General features: G+C 67.2%; 14 protein-coding genes and 1 tRNA gene. 3 read left to right on the forward strand and 12 right to left on the reverse strand.

All coding sequences use genetic code 11. The annotated features are described in order from the left end of the window. From VDQ18_RS17245 to VDQ18_RS17255, 3 genes are all read right to left on the reverse strand, one after another. Positions 1-500: ABC transporter ATP-binding protein (locus tag VDQ18_RS17245; protein ID WP_323022158.1), on the reverse strand; the 500-nt coding region annotated here is incomplete at its 3' end. A gap of 77 nt (positions 501-577) precedes the next feature. Next, a complete protein-coding gene (locus VDQ18_RS17250; RefSeq protein ID WP_323022159.1) occupies positions 578-1,585 on the reverse strand; it encodes an ABC transporter substrate-binding protein in 1,008 nt (335 codons plus the stop codon). Between the two features lie 208 nt (positions 1,586-1,793). Continuing rightward, the gene (locus tag VDQ18_RS17255; protein WP_323022160.1) at positions 1,794-2,672 is read right to left on the reverse strand and encodes an N-formylglutamate amidohydrolase; all 879 of its coding nucleotides are present in this window, start codon (positions 2,670-2,672) and stop codon (positions 1,794-1,796) included. 127 nt (positions 2,673-2,799) lie between these two features. Here VDQ18_RS17255 and VDQ18_RS17260 point away from each other — a divergent pair. Continuing rightward, positions 2,800-2,874 (forward strand) — tRNA-Val (locus VDQ18_RS17260). A 101-nt stretch (positions 2,875-2,975) separates the two neighbouring features. After that, positions 2,976-3,101 carry a type B 50S ribosomal protein L36 gene (ykgO, locus tag VDQ18_RS17265; RefSeq protein WP_107753399.1) on the forward strand — a complete coding sequence of 42 codons (126 nt, stop codon included), beginning with the start codon at positions 2,976-2,978 and terminating at the stop codon, positions 3,099-3,101. 367 nt (positions 3,102-3,468) lie between these two features. Here ykgO and VDQ18_RS17270 read toward each other — a convergent pair whose 3' ends face one another. The 9 genes from VDQ18_RS17270 to VDQ18_RS17310 form a co-directional block, all read right to left on the reverse strand. After that, positions 3,469-4,086, reverse strand: a complete 618-nt coding sequence (locus tag VDQ18_RS17270) for a hypothetical protein (protein ID WP_323022161.1) — start codon at positions 4,084-4,086, stop codon at positions 3,469-3,471. Positions 4,087-4,322: 236 nt separating this feature from the next. Next, positions 4,323-5,969 (reverse strand): peptidoglycan-binding protein, encoded by a 1,647-nt coding sequence (locus tag VDQ18_RS17275; protein WP_323022162.1) that lies wholly within the window; start codon positions 5,967-5,969, stop codon positions 4,323-4,325. A gap of 31 nt (positions 5,970-6,000) precedes the next feature. Beyond that, entirely contained in the window at positions 6,001-7,221 is a 1,221-nt protein-coding gene (locus VDQ18_RS17280) for a phenylacetate--CoA ligase family protein (protein WP_323022163.1), read from the reverse strand. Positions 7,222-7,283: 62 nt separating this feature from the next. Beyond that, positions 7,284-8,108 (reverse strand): ABC transporter ATP-binding protein, encoded by an 825-nt coding sequence (locus tag VDQ18_RS17285; RefSeq protein WP_323022164.1) that lies wholly within the window; start codon positions 8,106-8,108, stop codon positions 7,284-7,286. Between the two features lie 126 nt (positions 8,109-8,234). Next, positions 8,235-9,524 carry an ABC transporter substrate-binding protein gene (locus tag VDQ18_RS17290; RefSeq protein WP_416235123.1) on the reverse strand — a complete coding sequence of 430 codons (1,290 nt, stop codon included), beginning with the start codon at positions 9,522-9,524 and terminating at the stop codon, positions 8,235-8,237. Positions 9,525-9,582: 58 nt separating this feature from the next. Further along, positions 9,583-10,659 carry a branched-chain amino acid ABC transporter permease gene (locus VDQ18_RS17295; RefSeq protein WP_323022165.1) on the reverse strand — a complete coding sequence of 359 codons (1,077 nt, stop codon included), beginning with the start codon at positions 10,657-10,659 and terminating at the stop codon, positions 9,583-9,585. 4 nt (positions 10,660-10,663) lie between these two features. Next, entirely contained in the window at positions 10,664-11,650 is a 987-nt protein-coding gene (locus VDQ18_RS17300; protein ID WP_323022166.1) for a branched-chain amino acid ABC transporter permease, read from the reverse strand. Next, entirely contained in the window at positions 11,643-12,464 is an 822-nt protein-coding gene (locus tag VDQ18_RS17305; protein WP_323022167.1) for an ABC transporter ATP-binding protein, read from the reverse strand. The genes VDQ18_RS17300 and VDQ18_RS17305 overlap by 8 nt, the downstream gene beginning before the upstream one ends. A gap of 11 nt (positions 12,465-12,475) precedes the next feature. Further along, positions 12,476-14,446 carry an AMP-binding protein gene (locus VDQ18_RS17310; protein WP_323022168.1) on the reverse strand — a complete coding sequence of 657 codons (1,971 nt, stop codon included), beginning with the start codon at positions 14,444-14,446 and terminating at the stop codon, positions 12,476-12,478. Between the two features lie 406 nt (positions 14,447-14,852). Between VDQ18_RS17310 and VDQ18_RS17315 the strand changes: the two genes are divergently transcribed. Further along, positions 14,853-15,815 (forward strand): cation diffusion facilitator family transporter, encoded by a 963-nt coding sequence (locus VDQ18_RS17315; RefSeq protein WP_323022169.1) that lies wholly within the window; start codon positions 14,853-14,855, stop codon positions 15,813-15,815. The last annotated feature ends 267 nt before the right edge of the window (positions 15,816-16,082 follow it).

The following is a 16,082-nucleotide window of genomic DNA, read 5'->3' on the forward strand; positions in this document are numbered from 1 at the left end:
GCGCCGAAGGGCTCATCCAGGATGATGATATCGGGCTTGTGGACCAGCGCCCGGCAGAGGCTCGCCCGCTGGCGCATGCCGCCGGACAGTTCGGAGGGGCGCTTGTTCTCGAACCCCTCCAGCCCGACCATGGCCAGCAATTCCCGCGCCCGCGCTTCCTTCTGCGCCTTGGGCATCATCGGCGCGACGATCTCCAAGGGCAGGATGACGTTCTGCAGGATAGTCCGCCATTCCAGAAGCACCGGGTTCTGGAACGCCATGCCCACGGTCTTGCGCGGGCTTTTCACCAGCTCGCCATGCAGCCAGACCTCGCCCTGATCGGGGAACATCAACCCCGCGATCAGCCGGGTCAGCGTCGATTTCCCGCAGCCCGAGGGGCCGACGACCGCGCAGAACGAATGCTGCGGGATCGAGATGTTGAGGTCCTTCAGAACCGGAAACGGCCCCGCCTTGGTCTTGTAGGCGTGGGTCACGCCCTTGATGTCGATCAGATTGTCCACCGCTGTCCCCCGTTCTTTTTCAGCAAAAGGCCCGGCCGCTGGGGGCCGGGCCTTTCGATCTCATGCCGCCCGATGGCTCATTGCATCATCAGGCTGCCGTCGGTCGGCAGATAGGCGTCGGTGAAATAGCGCGAGGCATCGACCGGGTTGGTGAAGGTATAGCCCATGCCGATCTGCTCGAGCGAGGTGGCGAAACGCTCGGCGTCGATGCCGCCCAGACCATGCTCCATGACCCAGGGGGTCAGGATGTTGTCGCGCAGCGCCATGTTCAGACGCTCCGTCTCCAGCTCGCTGTCCAGCGCCGGGTTGCGCGCGGCGATGGCGGCGACACCGGCGGCCGGATCGGCGGCGGCATCGCGGACCCCGGCGGCAACGGCGCGCAGGAAGCCGGTGACGAGCTCTGGATTGGCCTCGGCCCAGTCGGTGTTGACGATGATCGCGTTGCCGTAAAGCTCAACACCGTAATCGGCCATCAGCATGATGTTGATGTCCTCGGCCGGGACGCCCAGACGGATGGTCGACAGCGACGAGGTGAAGGAGAAGCCCGTCACCGCATCGACCTCGCCCGCGGCCAGCATCGGCTCGCGGGTCGGGAAGCCCACGGGCTCCACGGTGATCTGGCTCATGTCGAGGCCCTGCTCGGCGGCGAAGACCGGGAATTGCGCCCAGGCGCCATCGGGCGGCGGGGCGCCCAGACGGCGGCCCAGCAGATCCTGCGGCGTCTCGACACCCAGCGAGCGGCGGCCGACCACGGCGAAGGCCGGGACGTCGTACATCATCATGATCGCCGTCACCGGCGCATCGGGGTTCTGGTCAAGGAACTTGATCAGGCTGGCCATGTCGGCAAAGCCCATCGGGAAGGCGCCGGTCGCGACCTTCGGAATGGCGTCGAGCGAGCCCTGGCCGGGCGAGATTTCGACCGACAGGCCCTCTTCCGCGAAATGGCCATTGTCGATGGCCAGGAAATAGGGCGCGGCCGGACCCTCGAACCGCCAGTCCAGCGTGAAGGGGACCGAGGTCTGCGCGAAGACGGGGGTGGCAAGCACCGCACCGAGAAGGCTGGCAAGGATAAGCGGACGGGTCACGGGATCTGGCTCCTGTTGCAAAGACTGGCTCATTCTAGCGGCCCCGGCGCGGTTGGAACGATCCGCCGCAATGCCGGTGCCGTCACGGCCCAAGGCGCCCAAGAAACGGGCGAAAAAACGCATAGACTGCACAAACCTACACCACTTCCCGCGCGCGGGTTTCCGTTCATGCCTGAAACACTTGTCGCGGAATCGAAAGAATAGCCGGTCACTCGGCCGCCAGATCCAGCGGCCCGCCCCCTGCGGCGGCACTACCCGGGTCGATCGCCGCCAGCCGCTCCACCACCGAGCGCATCAACGCCCGGAAGGCCTCGAATCGCGGCAGGGGCTCGACGGTTTTCTCGTCGAGGTAAAGCGCGCGGTCGATCTCGACCTGGACGGCATGGATCCCGCGCGAGGGCTGGCCATAGCGCTGCGCCACATAGGCCCCGGCGAAGGGCGCGTTGCGGGCGACGACGAATCCGTGATCGGTGAAGGCCTTCTCGACCGCGGCGACCACGCCCGGCGCCGCCGAGGCCCCCCAGCGGTCGCCGAGAATCACATCGGGCCGGGTCGGGCCGCGGCCGGGATGCCCGGCCAAAGCCTCGTGCGGCATGGAATGCATGTCGCACAGCAGCACCGAGCCGAATCGGGCGTGCTGCGCGGCGATCACCTCTTCCAGCGCACGGTGATAGGGCGCCCAGTAGCGGCCGATCCGCCGCTCGGCCTCGGCCATCGGCAGCTTGCCGCGATAGATCGCCCGCCCGTTCGCCACCACCCGCGCCAGCACGCCAAGGCCGGACGCCACCCGCGGATTGAGGCCGGTGCGCGACGCCCCCTCGATCAGCGCCGGGTCGAATTCATCGGCCGCGCGGTTGAAATCGACATAGGCGCGCGGCACCTCGGTGGTGATGAGCGGCGCGCCGTAAACCGGGGCATCGGTCAGCAGAAGGTCGACATAGGCGTCCTCGGACGAGCGTAGGACACGCTCGGGCACCTGCGCGCGGGCCAGCAAATCGGGCGGATAGACCCGCCCGGAATGGGGCGAGGCGAAGACCACCGCCGAGGTGATCGGGTCGGGCGCATGGATGGTGACAGCACGCGGCATCCCGGGCCTCCTTTCGGCGGAGTATAAAGGCCGAAATCGGGCTGCGGAAAGCCCTTGCGCGTCCCGACGAGTCCTTTTATAGACCCCTCCACGGACGCGGCCCCCCTCGCGGATGGGCCGGCTGTACGGGCGCGTAGCTCAGTGGTAGAGCACTACGTTGACATCGTAGGGGTCACAAGTTCGAACCTTGTCGTGCCCACCATTGCCTCTGTCGGGAGGCAGGTGATCATCGCGTCCCACGGGCTTTTGCCCACGGGGCGTAACAGTTTCAAGGCGCCCGGCGCCGCGAAGAGGAGAAGACCGATGAAGGTCAGGAATTCGCTGCGCTCGCTGAAGCAGCGCCATCGCGATTGCCAGATCGTGCGCCGCAAGGGCCGGATCTACGTGATCAACAAGACCCAAAAGAAATACAAGGCCCGCCAGGGCTGAGCCTCGACTTCGAGGGACAGCGAAGGCCGCACCCCCGGGTGCGGCCTTTTGCATTTGCCGGGACCGGGCGGGGTTTCGCCCTCGTCCCCCGCTGCCGCGGGCTCCTTGGGCGACCAGGGCGGGGGGCCAGCCCCCCGCACCCCCCCGCCAAAGGGGGGCACGCCCCCCTTTGGAAACCCCGTGGATATTTGGGGCGCAAAGAATGGGCGAATCGGGGCGGGGTGTGGTTCCCTGCGCACCCGGCCCGAGGGCGCGAGGCACCCCCCGCCCGGCCGCACCCGCGTCGGCGGTCCTTATGATCGTTGTTGCCGCGGCGAGCGTCCCGACGAGGGACGAGGGTGTCGCTTCCGCACCCTCGCCCCGATCATCAGCCCCCGAGGGAGACGCCGATACCGTCGCCGTCCACCGAGATGCCGAGACCGCCCTCGCCGCCGATACCGGCATTGATCCCGCCGGCGTTGTTGCTGCCGGCGCCAGCGCCGCCACCGCCCACATCGACGTTGATCCCGCCTTGATTGTTCGAGGCGGTATTGTCGCCGAGCCCGACATTCAGACCGCCCTGATTGCCGGAGGCGGCGGTTTCGCCAAGGCCGACATTGGCGCCGCCGTCATTGCCGGAGGCGGCGCTGGTGCCGACGCCCGCGTTGATGCCACCATTGTTGCCGGAGGCCGCGCTGTCCCCGACGCCGATCCCGACGCCACCGCCGCCGATGTCCACGGCCACGCCGCCGCCACTGCCGCCGCCACCGGGATTGGTGCCGGGATTGGGATTGGTGCCGGTCCCGGGCTGACCGGGATCAGTGCCAGCCTGATCGCGGGACACCACCTGCTGGCAATGCCCCGCGAGCACCTGTCGCAATTCGGACGGCGTCAGATTGCTGGCGGGTTGGTCGCAGAAACCTGCGACACTCTGGCTGAAAGCTGGAAAGGGCAGGCCCGCGCCGACGAGGGTCAAAGCGACGACCATGGGTTTGCTGATCTTCATCGTTCTTCTCCCGTGTGGTGACGGGGGTACGACACAACCGCAACCCCCATCTTCACCAACCGGTGACGGGGACCCTGGGTTTCATCGCATAAACCGAAGGTTCGATTCAAATTCGCCCTGACAGGCGGGCTTGCACCGCCCTTCGCGCCCCGGACGTTCCTGTCAGAAGGGGGGGCCGGCCCGCCAAGCCCCTGGAATCGCTTATCCCGGCCGTTGCCCCACCCCCGAGGCCGGCCTCAGCGCAGCAGGTTCAGCACCCCTTCGGTCAGAAGCCGCGCGACGATGGGCTGGGTCAGGTAGCCCGTCACCGGCAGGTCGGCGCGGCGCTGATAGCGGCGAATGGCGCGGCGGGTGTCGCTGTCGAAGGTGCCGTCCGGCACGCCCGGCTCCAGCCCCAGCATGGCCAGCCGCTGCTCGATGATCACCCGGGTGAACTGCGGAAGTTGCATGAGGTCTTCCTCGGCCCGGGCGGCGCCTTCGTCGACCTCGGGCTCCTGCGGGCGGGAAAGCTGCTGGATGCGGGTCCGGGCCTGATTGGCGAAGGCGCCCTGCGGGAAGGCGCGGATATAGCCGTCATAGGCGGCGATCGTGTCGATCTGGGCGGCCTGATCCCAGGCGGCGCGGTCGCGGGCCTGGGCGGCGGCGCGGCGGTCGGCCTCGATCTGGTCGAGGCGCTGCTGGGCCACGGCCGAGAAGATCCCGTCAGGGAAGCGCTGCAGATAGGCGCGCATCCCGGCCTCGTCCTGCCCGGCGCCGGTATCGCGCCAGAACTGGCGATCGGCGCGCTCCTGTTCGGCGGCGCGGGCGCGGGCCTCCTCCTCCAGCTGGGCGGCGCGGCGGGCGCCCTGCTGGGCCAGTTCGAAGATCTGGTCGCGGTTGAGGAAACCGGTCTGGGTCAGCCGGTTCGCCCCCTGCCAGGCGCCGACAGCCGCGCGGGTCCCCGCGCCGAAGATGCCGTCGATGCCGCGCGGGTCGAAGCCCAGGATGGTCAGGTCGCGCTGGATCGCCCGACGCTCGTCGCGGGTCAGGTTCAGCGCCTGCTCGATCCGTTCGGGCGTGTTCATCAGCCGCTGGCGGGCGTTGCGGGCCTGTTCGGCGAAGATGCCGTTGGGCCAGTTCGCAAGGTAGGATTCATAGGCCGCCAAGGTGTCGGCATTGGCCGCGACCTGCCAGGCGAGGCGGTCCTCGGCGTTGCGGTCGGTCTGGGGAGGCGGCTGGTGCCCCTCGGGCAGGAAGGTCAGATGCGGCGGCGTGAACCCCTCGATCCTGAGGTCCGAGCGGCGGGCGACGGCCTGAGCCACATTGACGCCGGGCCGGGCGATGTCGCGCAGGAAGACGGCGATTCCAGCGGCAGGGCCGCGCACCAGCGTCACCCCCTGAGGCACGGTGATCTGCGGCGGCAACCCGCCGCGGAACCCGCCCGCGGCATTCTCAGGAAAGCCGAAATCGGCCAGCGCGACGATGGCGCCGCCCTGCCGCTGACCGGCCAGCGCCAGCACCGTTTCCAGCCGCACGCCGTAGCTTTCGACGGTGGCGAAATCGGGGCTGCGGGCCTCGGTCCCCATCAGCCAGATGCCGTGATCGGCGCTGACCGTATAGCCCGCATAAACGAAGATCACCCGCTCGTCGTCGCCGGTCCTCAGCGTCTCGGACAGGCCCGAGAGCGCGGCGCGCAGCGCATTGGCCGAGACATCCGTGGCGATATCCACGTCGAAACCCGCCTGTTGCAGAACCCCTTCGGCCTGAACCATGGCCCGGGCGCCGCGGGCATCGCGGATCGACTGGTAATCCTCGTTGGCGACGATCAGCACGGCGCCGGTATCGGCCATCGCGGGCAAGGCGACGGCGGTCAGCAGCATCGCGGCGGTCAGACGGAACTTCATCAAGGCCTCCCTTCCTGCGGAGGCCTCAAGGTTACTCGTAGCTGCGCAGATCCTCGATCACCTTGCCGTCATTGGGCAGAGTGCCGGGCGGCACGAGTTCAACCTTGCCCCGCAATTTCAGCGTATCGAGCAGTGTGGTTTCATACAACGCCGGATTCGAGGCGCGGGTTTCAATGCGGACCGTCATCACGTCCATCTCGCCCTCACGCGTGGCGACGACGCGGGCGCGGCCCACTTCCTCGTGGCGGGCGACGAAGGCCGCGACCTGTTCGGGGCGCACGAACATGCCCTTGATCTTGGTGGTCTGGTCGGCGCGGCCCATCCAGCCCTTGATGCGCAGATTGGTGCGACCGCAGGGGCTGGCGCCCTCCATGATCGCCGACAGGTCGCCGGTGGCAAAGCGCACCAGCGGGTAGTCGCGGTTCAGCGTGGTCACCACGACCTCGCCCACCTCGCCATGCGGCACGGGATCGCCGGTACCGGGGCGGACGATTTCGACGATCACCCCCTCGTCGATGACCATGCCCTCCATCGCGTCCGTCTCATAGGCGACATTGCCGAGGTCGGCGGTGGCATAGCATTGCCGGCAGGTGATCCCGCGCTCGGCATAAAAGGCGCGCAGCGACGGGAAGAGGGCGCCGCCCCCCACCACCGCCTTGGTGATGGCCAGCCGCTCGCCCATCTCGTCGGCCTTGTCGAGGATGATCTTCAGGTAGTCGGGCGTTCCGGCATAGGCGGTGGTGCCGATGTCCACCGCCGCGCGCACCTGCAATTCGGTCTGGCCGGTGCCGGCGGGCAGCACGGCGGCGCCGACCGCGCGGGCGCCGTTCTCGAACATCATCCCGGCCGGGACCAGGTGATAGCTGAAGCAATTCTGCACGATGTCGCCCCGCCCGATGCCCGAGGCGGTCAGGAACCGCCCCAGCCGCCACCAATCGGCGCTGGCGCGGCCCGGCTCGTAGATCGGGCCCGGCGACTGGAAGACATGGTCGAACTCGGCGGTCTTCAGCGCGGCGAAGCCCCCGAACGGTGCCGAGGCCGCCTGCGCCGCGACCAGCGCCGATTTGCGCAGCACCGGCAGGGCGGCCAGCGCCGCGGCATCGGTGATGGCAGAGGCGTCAACGCCGGCCAGGGCCGCGCCCAGCCCGGCGGTGCCCTGCGCCCGGGCGATCAGCCGCGGCAGATCCCGGGCGAGGTCGGCGGCGCGCTGGTCGGCCGAGCGGGTCTCGAGCGTGTCGAAGTGCTTTCCCATGGCTCCCACTGGGGCCTCCCGTCTTGTGCCCGTCCCCGGGCAGGTCGTTTGCGTCTGCGGTCTCAGGCCAGCCAGCGCTTGCGGCGGCGGTAGCTGCGCACGTCGCGGAACGACTTGCGCCCCTTGTCCGACATGCCGAGGTAGAATTCGGCCACATCCGGGTTCTCGCGCAGGGCCTGCGCGGTGCCGTCCATGACGACGCGGCCGTTTTCCAGGATATAGCCGGTATGGGCGTATTTGAGCGCCACGTTGGTGTTCTGTTCGGCCAAGAGGATCGTCACGCCCTGTTCCTCGTTGAGGCGGCGCACAATCTCGAAGATCTGCTCGACCAGCTGCGGCGCGAGGCCCATCGAGGGTTCGTCCAGGAGGATCATCTCGGGCCGCGCCATCATCGCCCGGCCGATGGCGACCATCTGCTGCTCACCGCCCGAGGTATAGCCGGCCTGCGATTTGCGGCGGGTCTTCAGGCGGGGGAAATATTCATAGACCATCTCCAGATCGGCGGCGGTGGCGCCGCGTCCGTCGGTCCTGGTGTAGCTGCCGGTGAGTAGGTTCTCCTCGACCGTCAGGTGTTCGAAGCAATGGCGCCCCTCCATGACCTGGATGACGCCGGACTTGACCAGATCGGCCGGATCACGGCCCGCCAGATCCCGACCCTTGTAGCTGATCGAGCCCTTGGTGATCTCGCCCCGTTCGGATTTGAGGAGGCCCGAGATCGACTTGAGCGTGGTGGACTTGCCCGCGCCGTTGCCGCCCAGAAGCGCGGTGATGCCGCCCTTGGGCACCGCCAGGCTGACCCCTTTCAGCACCAGGATCACGTGGTTGTAGATCACCTCGATGTTCTTCACATCGAGCAGCGTCTCGGCCTGGGGCTTGGCATCGAACATGGCGGGATCCGTCATCAATCGGGTTGGGGGTGGCGGGGGCCCCGCGGCGCCCGCCGTTCCGGGCGCCGAGGCCGCCCCGGGGGGTGTGGGTGGGGGGGGCCCCCCCCGCCCCCCGCCGTTCCGGGCTCAGAGGCAGCCCGGGGTGATGTTGTTCTCGGTCGCGTAGGCCGCGGCATCCGCCGTCGCCAGCTCGCCGATCAGGGTCCGGTCGGACTGGATCCAGTCGGTGATCAGGCTCCAGGTCTGCGTATCCGCATCCCATTGCTGCATCATCGCCGCGCCGCCGCCGCCGTGGTTCTGGCAGTTGACGTCGAAGGGCGCCGAGAAGTTGGGCAGGCCCAGCTCGGTCAGACGCTCTTCGGTGATGGACAGATGCTCCATGCCGTTGCGCATCTCGGCCGCGGTGATCTGGGCGTGACCGGCCAGCTCCTGCGCGGTGCGCGCCGCCTCGACCGCCAGCATCGCCGCATAGAGTCCGCGCGAATAGACGGCCGAACCGATCTGGTCACCGTTGCCGGCAGCCATCCCGCGGTCCACGACATAGGTCTGGATGTCGTCATAGACCGGATAGTCGCGGCCGACGCCGTGGAAGGTCAGAGCGGTGTAGCCATCGGCACCCGCGCCCACCGGCACCACGTCGTTTTCAGAGCCCGACCACCAGATGCCGATGAAATGGTCCATCGGGAAGCGGATGTTGGCGGCTTCCTGGATGGCCACCGCGTTCATCACGCCCCAGCCCCACATGATCACGTAATCCGGGCGCTCGCGACGGATCTGCAGCCACTGGCTCGACTGCTCCTGACCGGGCGAGTCAACGGGGATCAGCACCAGCTCGAACCCGTTGCTGGCGGCGAGCGATTCCAGCGTCGGGATCGGTTCGCGGCCATAGGCCGAGTTGTGGTAGAGGAGGACGATCTTCTTGCCGTCCAGCGAATCCCCGTTCTGGCTGAGCAGGTAGTTGATCGCGACCGAGGCGCCATCCCAATAGTTGGCGGGATAGTTGAAGACCCAGGGGAAGGTCTCGCCTTCCATGGCCGAGGTCCGGCCGTAACCCATCGTGTGCAGCGGCACGCCATCGGCGGTGACGCGCGGGATCAGCTGGTAGGTGATGCCGGTCGACAGCGGTTGCAGGATCAGCGGGTTGTCGCCGCGGATCGATTCGTAGCATTCGACGCCGCGCTCGGTGTTATAGGCGGTTTCGCATTCGCTCATGCGGATCGGCAGGCCGCCGATACCGCCGTCACGCTCGTTGATCAGCGTCAGATAGTCCTGATACCCGTCGGCAAAGGGAATGCCGCCGGGGGCGAAGGGCCCGGTCCGGTAGTTCAGCATCGGGAAGTGCAGATCCTGCGCGACGGCGGGCGCCGCGAGGCCGGTCGTGGCGGCAAGCAATGCCGCGAACGTGGTCATCTTCATTGGTTTCTCCTCCCAGTCGATGACGGTTTCGTTGGTCTTCGAACTCTCGGGCCCCGCCTCAATGCGGGAAGGGCCAAAGCCGCAGTTTTTCCTTCACCGTGCGCCAGAGCGCCGCCATGCCATGCGGCTCGGCGATCAAGACGACGATGATCAGCGCGCCGATGATCATGATCTCCAGGTGCCGCGCCAGATCCGCGGGCCAGCCGAGGTTGTCGACCAGCAGGATCTTCAGCAGCACCGGCAGCACCACCAGGAAGGCCGCGCCCAGGAAGGACCCCAGGATCGAGCCCAGCCCGCCGATGATCACCATGAAGAGGACGAGGAAGCTCTTGTTGATGCCGAAGGCCTCGCCCGCCTCGACCGCGCCCAGATAGACCCCGAACATCAGCGCCCCGGCGACGCCCACGAAGAAGGACGAGACGGCGAAGGAGCTGAGCTTGGCGATCAGGGGGTTCACGCCGATGATCTCGGCGGCGATGTCCATGTCGCGGATCGCCATCCAGGTCCGGCCCATCTGCCCGCGCGTCAGGTTGCGCGCCAGCCAGGCCATGGCCACGGTGAAGATCAGGCAGGTGAAATAGACCGCCGTCGAGCTGGCCGTGGCTCCGGTGATGGTGACGCCGAACATCGAGCGTTCGGGCATCGAGATCTGGCCGGTCGACGAGTAGTTGAAGAACCAGCCATAGCGGGTGAAAAGCCAGATCAGGAAGAACTGCGCGGCGAGCGTCGCCACCGCCAGGTAGAAGCCCTTGATCTTGAGGGACGGCAGGCCGAACAGAACACCCACCGCCGAGGTCACCAGACCCGACAGCAGGAAGACCAGGTAGATCGGCATCGCCGGAAAGGCGGTCGTCAGCTTGAAGGTGGCATAGGCGCCCACGGCCATGAAGGCCGCGGTGCCCAGCGACAGAAGGCCGGTATAGCCGATCAGGATGTTCAGCCCCAAAGCCGCGATCACGTAGATCATGAAGGGCACGACGATGGAATTGGCCCAGTAATCGTTCATGACCATCGGCAGGACCAGGAAGGCCACCGCCATCACCACCCAATAGGCATAGCGGTCGAACCGGATCGGGAAGGTCTGGTTGTCGCTGGCGTAGGACGTCTTGAAATCGCCCGCTTCACGGTAAAGCATAGTCTCAGACCCTCTCGATGATGCGTTCGCCGAACAGGCCCTGCGGACGGAACAGCAGGAACACGAGGGCGAGCATGTAGGCGAACCAGTTCTCGGTGGCGCCGCCGATCACCGGCTGCATGAAGAAATCGAAGAGCTTCTCGCCCACGCCGATCAGAAGGCCGCCGACGATGGCCCCGGGGATCGAGGTGAAGCCGCCCAGAATCAGCACCGGCAGAGCCTTCAGCGCGATCAGCGACAGCGAGAACTGAACGCCCGATTTCGAGCCCCACATGATCCCCGCGACCAGCGCGACGATCCCGGCGATGGACCAGGTCAGCACCCAGATGAACCGCAGCGAGATGCCGACCGACAGCGCCGCCTGATGGTCATCGGCCACCGCGCGCAGCGCCCGGCCCTGCTTGGTGTACTGCGAGAACAGCACCAGCCCCGTCACCAGCACCGCGGCGATGCCCAGCGCGTAAAGGCTCAGCGTGTCGATGAAGAAGCCGTAACCGAAGAGGTTGTAGGTCGTCTCGTCCACCCAGGCGGACATGCCCTGCGGGATCCCGACGTCGAGGCGCTTGACCTCGGCCCCCCACATGATGTCGCCCAGCCCCTCCAGAAAGAAGGCCAGCCCGATGGTGGCCATGAACAGGATGATCGGCTCCTGGTTGACCAGATGCTTCAGCACGATCCGCTCGATCAGCCAGGCCATGCCGATCATCACCAGCACGGTCAGCGGAATGGCCACCACCGAGGGCAGGTTCCAGCCGAAATTGTGGATCGAGGTGCCGAAAGCCGCGTTGATGATCGGCGCGAAGGGGATCTGGCCGTTCTGCAGGCCAACGAGCGTCAGCGCCGCGAACAGTGCCATGACGCCCTGGGCGAAGTTGAAGATGCCGGACGCCTTGAAGATCAGGACGAACCCCAGCGCCACCAGCGAATACATGATGCCCACGGTGACGCCGTTCAGCGCCGCCTCCATGGCGAAGAGAACGGTATCACTCATGGGCCACTCCCAGATAGGCGTCGATCACGTCTTGGTTGTTGCGCACCTCGTCGGGTGTGCCGTCGCCGATCTTCTTGCCGTAATCCATCACCACCACCCGGTCGCTCAGGTCCATGACCACGCCCATGTCGTGTTCGATCAGCACGATGGTGGTGCCGAATTCGTCGTTCACATCGAGGATGAAGCGGGACATGTCCTCCTTTTCCTCGACGTTCATCCCGGCCATGGGCTCGTCCAGCAGCAGGATCTGCGGTTCCGCGGCCAGCGCGCGGGCCAGTTCGACCCGCTTCTTCAACCCGTAGGGCAGGCGCGCGACCGGGGTCTTGCGGATGTGCTGGATCTCCAGGAAGTCGATGACCTTCTCGACCTTCTCGCGGTGTTCGTCTTCCTCGCGCGAGGCGGGCCCCCACCAGAGCGCCTGTTTCAGGAACCCCGATTTCATCAGGTTGATGCGGCCGGTCATGATGTTGTCCAGAACCGACATGCCTTCGAACAGCGCGATGTTCTGGAAGGTCCGGGCGATCCCGGTCCGGGCCACCTGATAGGGCGGCATCTTGCGGCGCTTGTAGCCCTTGTAGAGGATCTCGCCCTCCTGCGGGACGTAAAAACCCGAGATGACGTTCATCATCGACGACTTGCCCGCCCCGTTCGGGCCGATGATCGCCCGGATCTCGCCCTCGCGGATATCGAACGAGATGTTCTTGATCGCCTCCACCCCGCCAAAGCGCAGGGTGATGTTCTTCAGTTCCAGCACCACCGGGCCGATCTGGCGGCCGTCCGCGGTGACATAGCCCTCTGCAGGTTGATCCAGCATGTCCCTGTCCCCTATTCCGCCGCCATCCGCTGCCCCGCCGGGGCCACCACCGCCGCATCGCGCAGTTCCAGCGTGGCTTTCAGCGCGCCCTTGCGGCCGTCCTCGTAGGTGACTTCCGTCTCGGTGTAGACGCTGGTCGCGTCGGAATAGAGCGCGGCGATCAGGTCGGCGAATTTCTCCTCGATGAAGCGGCGCTTGACCTTGCGGGTGCGGGTCATCTCGCCGTCATCGGCATCGAGTTCCTTGTGCAGCACCAGGAAGCGGTGGATCTGGCAGCCGGACAACATGGCATCCTGCGCGACCGAGGCGTTGACCTCCTCGACATGGGCCTGGATCTGGGCCAGCACCCGGGGATGGCCCGCCAGTTCCTGATAGCTGGAATAGCCGATGTTGTTGCGTTCGGCCCAGTTGCCCACCGCGGTGAGGTCGATGTTGATGAAGGCCGTGCAGCGGTCGCGGCCCGAGCCGAAGACCACCGCCTCCAGGATGTTGGGATAGAACTTCAGCTTGTTCTCGACATACTTCGGCGCAAAGAGCCGCCCGTCGGCCATCTTGCCCACGTCCTTGGCCCGGTCGATGATCCGAAGATGCCCGGTGCCTTCCTCGAAGAACCCGGCGTCGCCGGTGGCCACCCAACCCTCGGCATCCTTGGTCGAGGCGGTGCTTTCGGCGTTCTTGTAATATTCCACGAAGGTCCCCGGCGAGCGATAGAAGACCTCGCCCGACTCGGCGATCCGCACCTCGACCCCCGGGCTGGGCACGCCCACGGTATCCGAGCGCACCTCGCCATCCGGCTGCTGGGTGATGAAGACCGAGGCTTCAGTCTGCCCGTAAAGCTGCTTCAGGTTGATCCCCAGCGAGCGGTAGAAATCGAAGATCTCGGGCCCGATCGCCTCGCCGGCGGTATAGGCCACGCGGATGTTCGACAGGCCCAGCGTGTTCTTCAGCGGACCGTAAACCAGCATCTCGCCCATGCGGTATTTCAGCCGGTCGCCGCCCGAGACGGGCTTGCCGTCCAGAATGGCGCCGCCCACCTTGCGGGCATGGGCCATGTAACGGTCGAAAAGGCGCTTCTTCGCCGGGCTCGCATCCTCCATGCGGATCATGACCTGCGTCAGCATGGTCTCGAACACGCGGGGCGGCGCGAAGAAATAGGTCGGCCCGATCTCGCGCAGGTCCGACATCATGGTCGTCGCATTCTCGGGGCAGTTGACGCAGAACCCGGCCCAATAGGCCTGCCCCATCGAGAAGATGAAATCGCCGACCCAGGCCATCGGCAGATAGGCCAGGATCTCGTCCTTGAACCCCAGGTTGTCGAAGCTGCAGGACGCCTTCGCCGTCTCGATGATGTTGCGGTTCGACAGCACCACGCCCTTGGGCTTGCCGGTGGTGCCCGAGGTATAGAGCATCACGCAGGTCGTGTCGTAATCCTGCTCGGCCAGACGCCGCGCCAGTTCCGGCGCCAGCCGCGTCTCGGCCGCGCGCCCCTCGGACTGGACATCCATCAGCCAGTTCATCTGCGCGTGGTCGTATTTGCGCATGCCGCGGCGGTCGAGGTAGAGGATCTGCTCGATGCCGGAGACGCTGTCCTGCACCTCGATCACCTTGTCGACCTGCTCCTGATCGCCGCAGATGGCAAAGCGCGCCCCGCAATGGTCGAGGACATAGGCCATCTCCTCGGTCACCGCGTCCTGATAGAGCGGAACCGGGATCGCCCCCACCGATTGCGCGGCCACCATCGACCAATAGAGCGCCGGACGGTTGCGGCCGATGATCGCCACATGATCGCCGCGCTCCATGCCCAGCGCCAGAAAGCCCAGCGCCATGGCCCGGACTTCATCGGCCACCTGCGCCCAGGTCCAGGCCTGCCAGATGCCGAATTCCTTCTCGCGATAGGCGGTCAGGCGGGCGTATTGGCGGGCGTTTCGGGCCAGAAGCGCGGGCACGGAATGCAGCGCGGCCTCGGGTGCGGTCGTGGTCACCTGTCGTTCTCCTCCCCTGGCGCTGGTCCCGGCCTCCCCGCCGGTCCTGCGCGACGCCCGATTGGTGGCGGGCGAGTATTGCCGTAGTTTGTCGCAATCCTTACGAATTGTTACGCGGGTTGTTGCGTCGGTGGGCGGCCTCCCCTCAGCGCGAGCCGCCCCGCAGCGGGCGCCACACCCATGGCCATGAACCCCAGACCCGGCACGCTCCGCGGCAGGGTGGCAGGCCAGGTCGGCAGTTGGGGCAGGTCGGGCATGGCGGCCTCCGGTCGGTCCGGGCCATCCTGCGGCGGGGGGCCTGGCCTGGCAAGCCTTTGCCGCGCCCGGGTTCCCGCCCCGGCTTATCCCCAGATTCTGCGTTGCAGCGGACTGGACCTGGGCCTAACCCCGTCGCATGATCCTGCCCATGACGCCCCCCGATGCCGCCGATTCCCGCCGCAACCAGCGGCTCAACCTCTCCGCGGGGCTCGCCTCGGTGACGGTGGCGGTGACGCTGGTGGCGCTGAAGCTCTGGGCGATGATCGCGACGGGGGCGCTGTCCATTGCCGCCTCACTCGCCGACAACGCGCTCGATGTCATGACCTCGGTCGGCGCGCTGGCCGCCATCGCCTATGCCGCCCGGCCTGCCGACGACGACCACACCTTCGGCCATACCTCGGCCGAGGATCTGGCCGCGCTCCTGCAATCGGCGCTGGTGCTGCTGTCCTCGACGATGATCGCCGTGGTGGCGCTGCGCCGCCTCTTCGCCACCGACGCCTCGCCGGTTCAGGCCGAGGGCGCGGGCATCGCCGTGATGGTCGTGGCCATGGTGCTGACCGGCGGGCTGGTCCTCTGGCAGCGCTACGTCGCGCGGGTCACCGGCAACCGCGTCGTCGCCGCCGATTCGCTGCATTACCTGGGCGACCTCTTGCCCACCGGCGGGGTGCTGATCGCGCTCGGCACCTCGGCGCTCTGGGGGCTGGCGCGGGTCGATTCGGTGATCGCGCTGCTGGCGGCGGCCTGGCTGGCGCGCAGCGGCCTCGCCATCGGCCGCGGCGCCTGGGACGCGCTGATGGACCACGCCGCGCCCCCCGAGGTGCTGCGCCAGATCGAGGCCATCGTCAACGACTGGCCGGGCCTCGCCGGCCACCACGAGGTCAAGACCCGGATGGCGGGCAGCCGGACCTTCATCTCGATGCATGTGGAACTGGACGGCCGCCAGACGCTGAACGCCGCCCATGCGGTGGCCGATGCGCTGGAACACGCGCTGGAACACGCGATCCCCGGCGCCGAGGTCATCATCCACCTCGATCCCGTGGGCCCCGGCTCAGGCCGCGTCGCCCGCGGCCACGAACCCGTGCCGATCGACGGCGCAGCCAACGGCGGCTGACCCCGCCCTCGCTTCGGTCATTCCGGCGGAGCGTTGCGACCCCGTGCCCAGCGGCGGGAGGCACGCTCCCACCCGCCCACCCCGCGCGCCTCCCGCCGCGGAGAGGTTTGTGCCTGTGGAGGCCCCGGGGGCCTTCTGCCCCCGGACCCCCGAGGATATTTGCAGAACGAAGATCGAGATTAAGTGCCCCTTAACCCGCATCTTCGTTCTGCAAATATCCTCGGGGGGTGAATGCCCGCAGGGCAGAGGGGGGCAGAAAGCCCCCCT

It is taken from the genome of Pararhodobacter sp. (assembly GCF_034676075.1).
Lineage (GTDB): Bacteria > Pseudomonadota > Alphaproteobacteria > Rhodobacterales > Rhodobacteraceae > Pararhodobacter.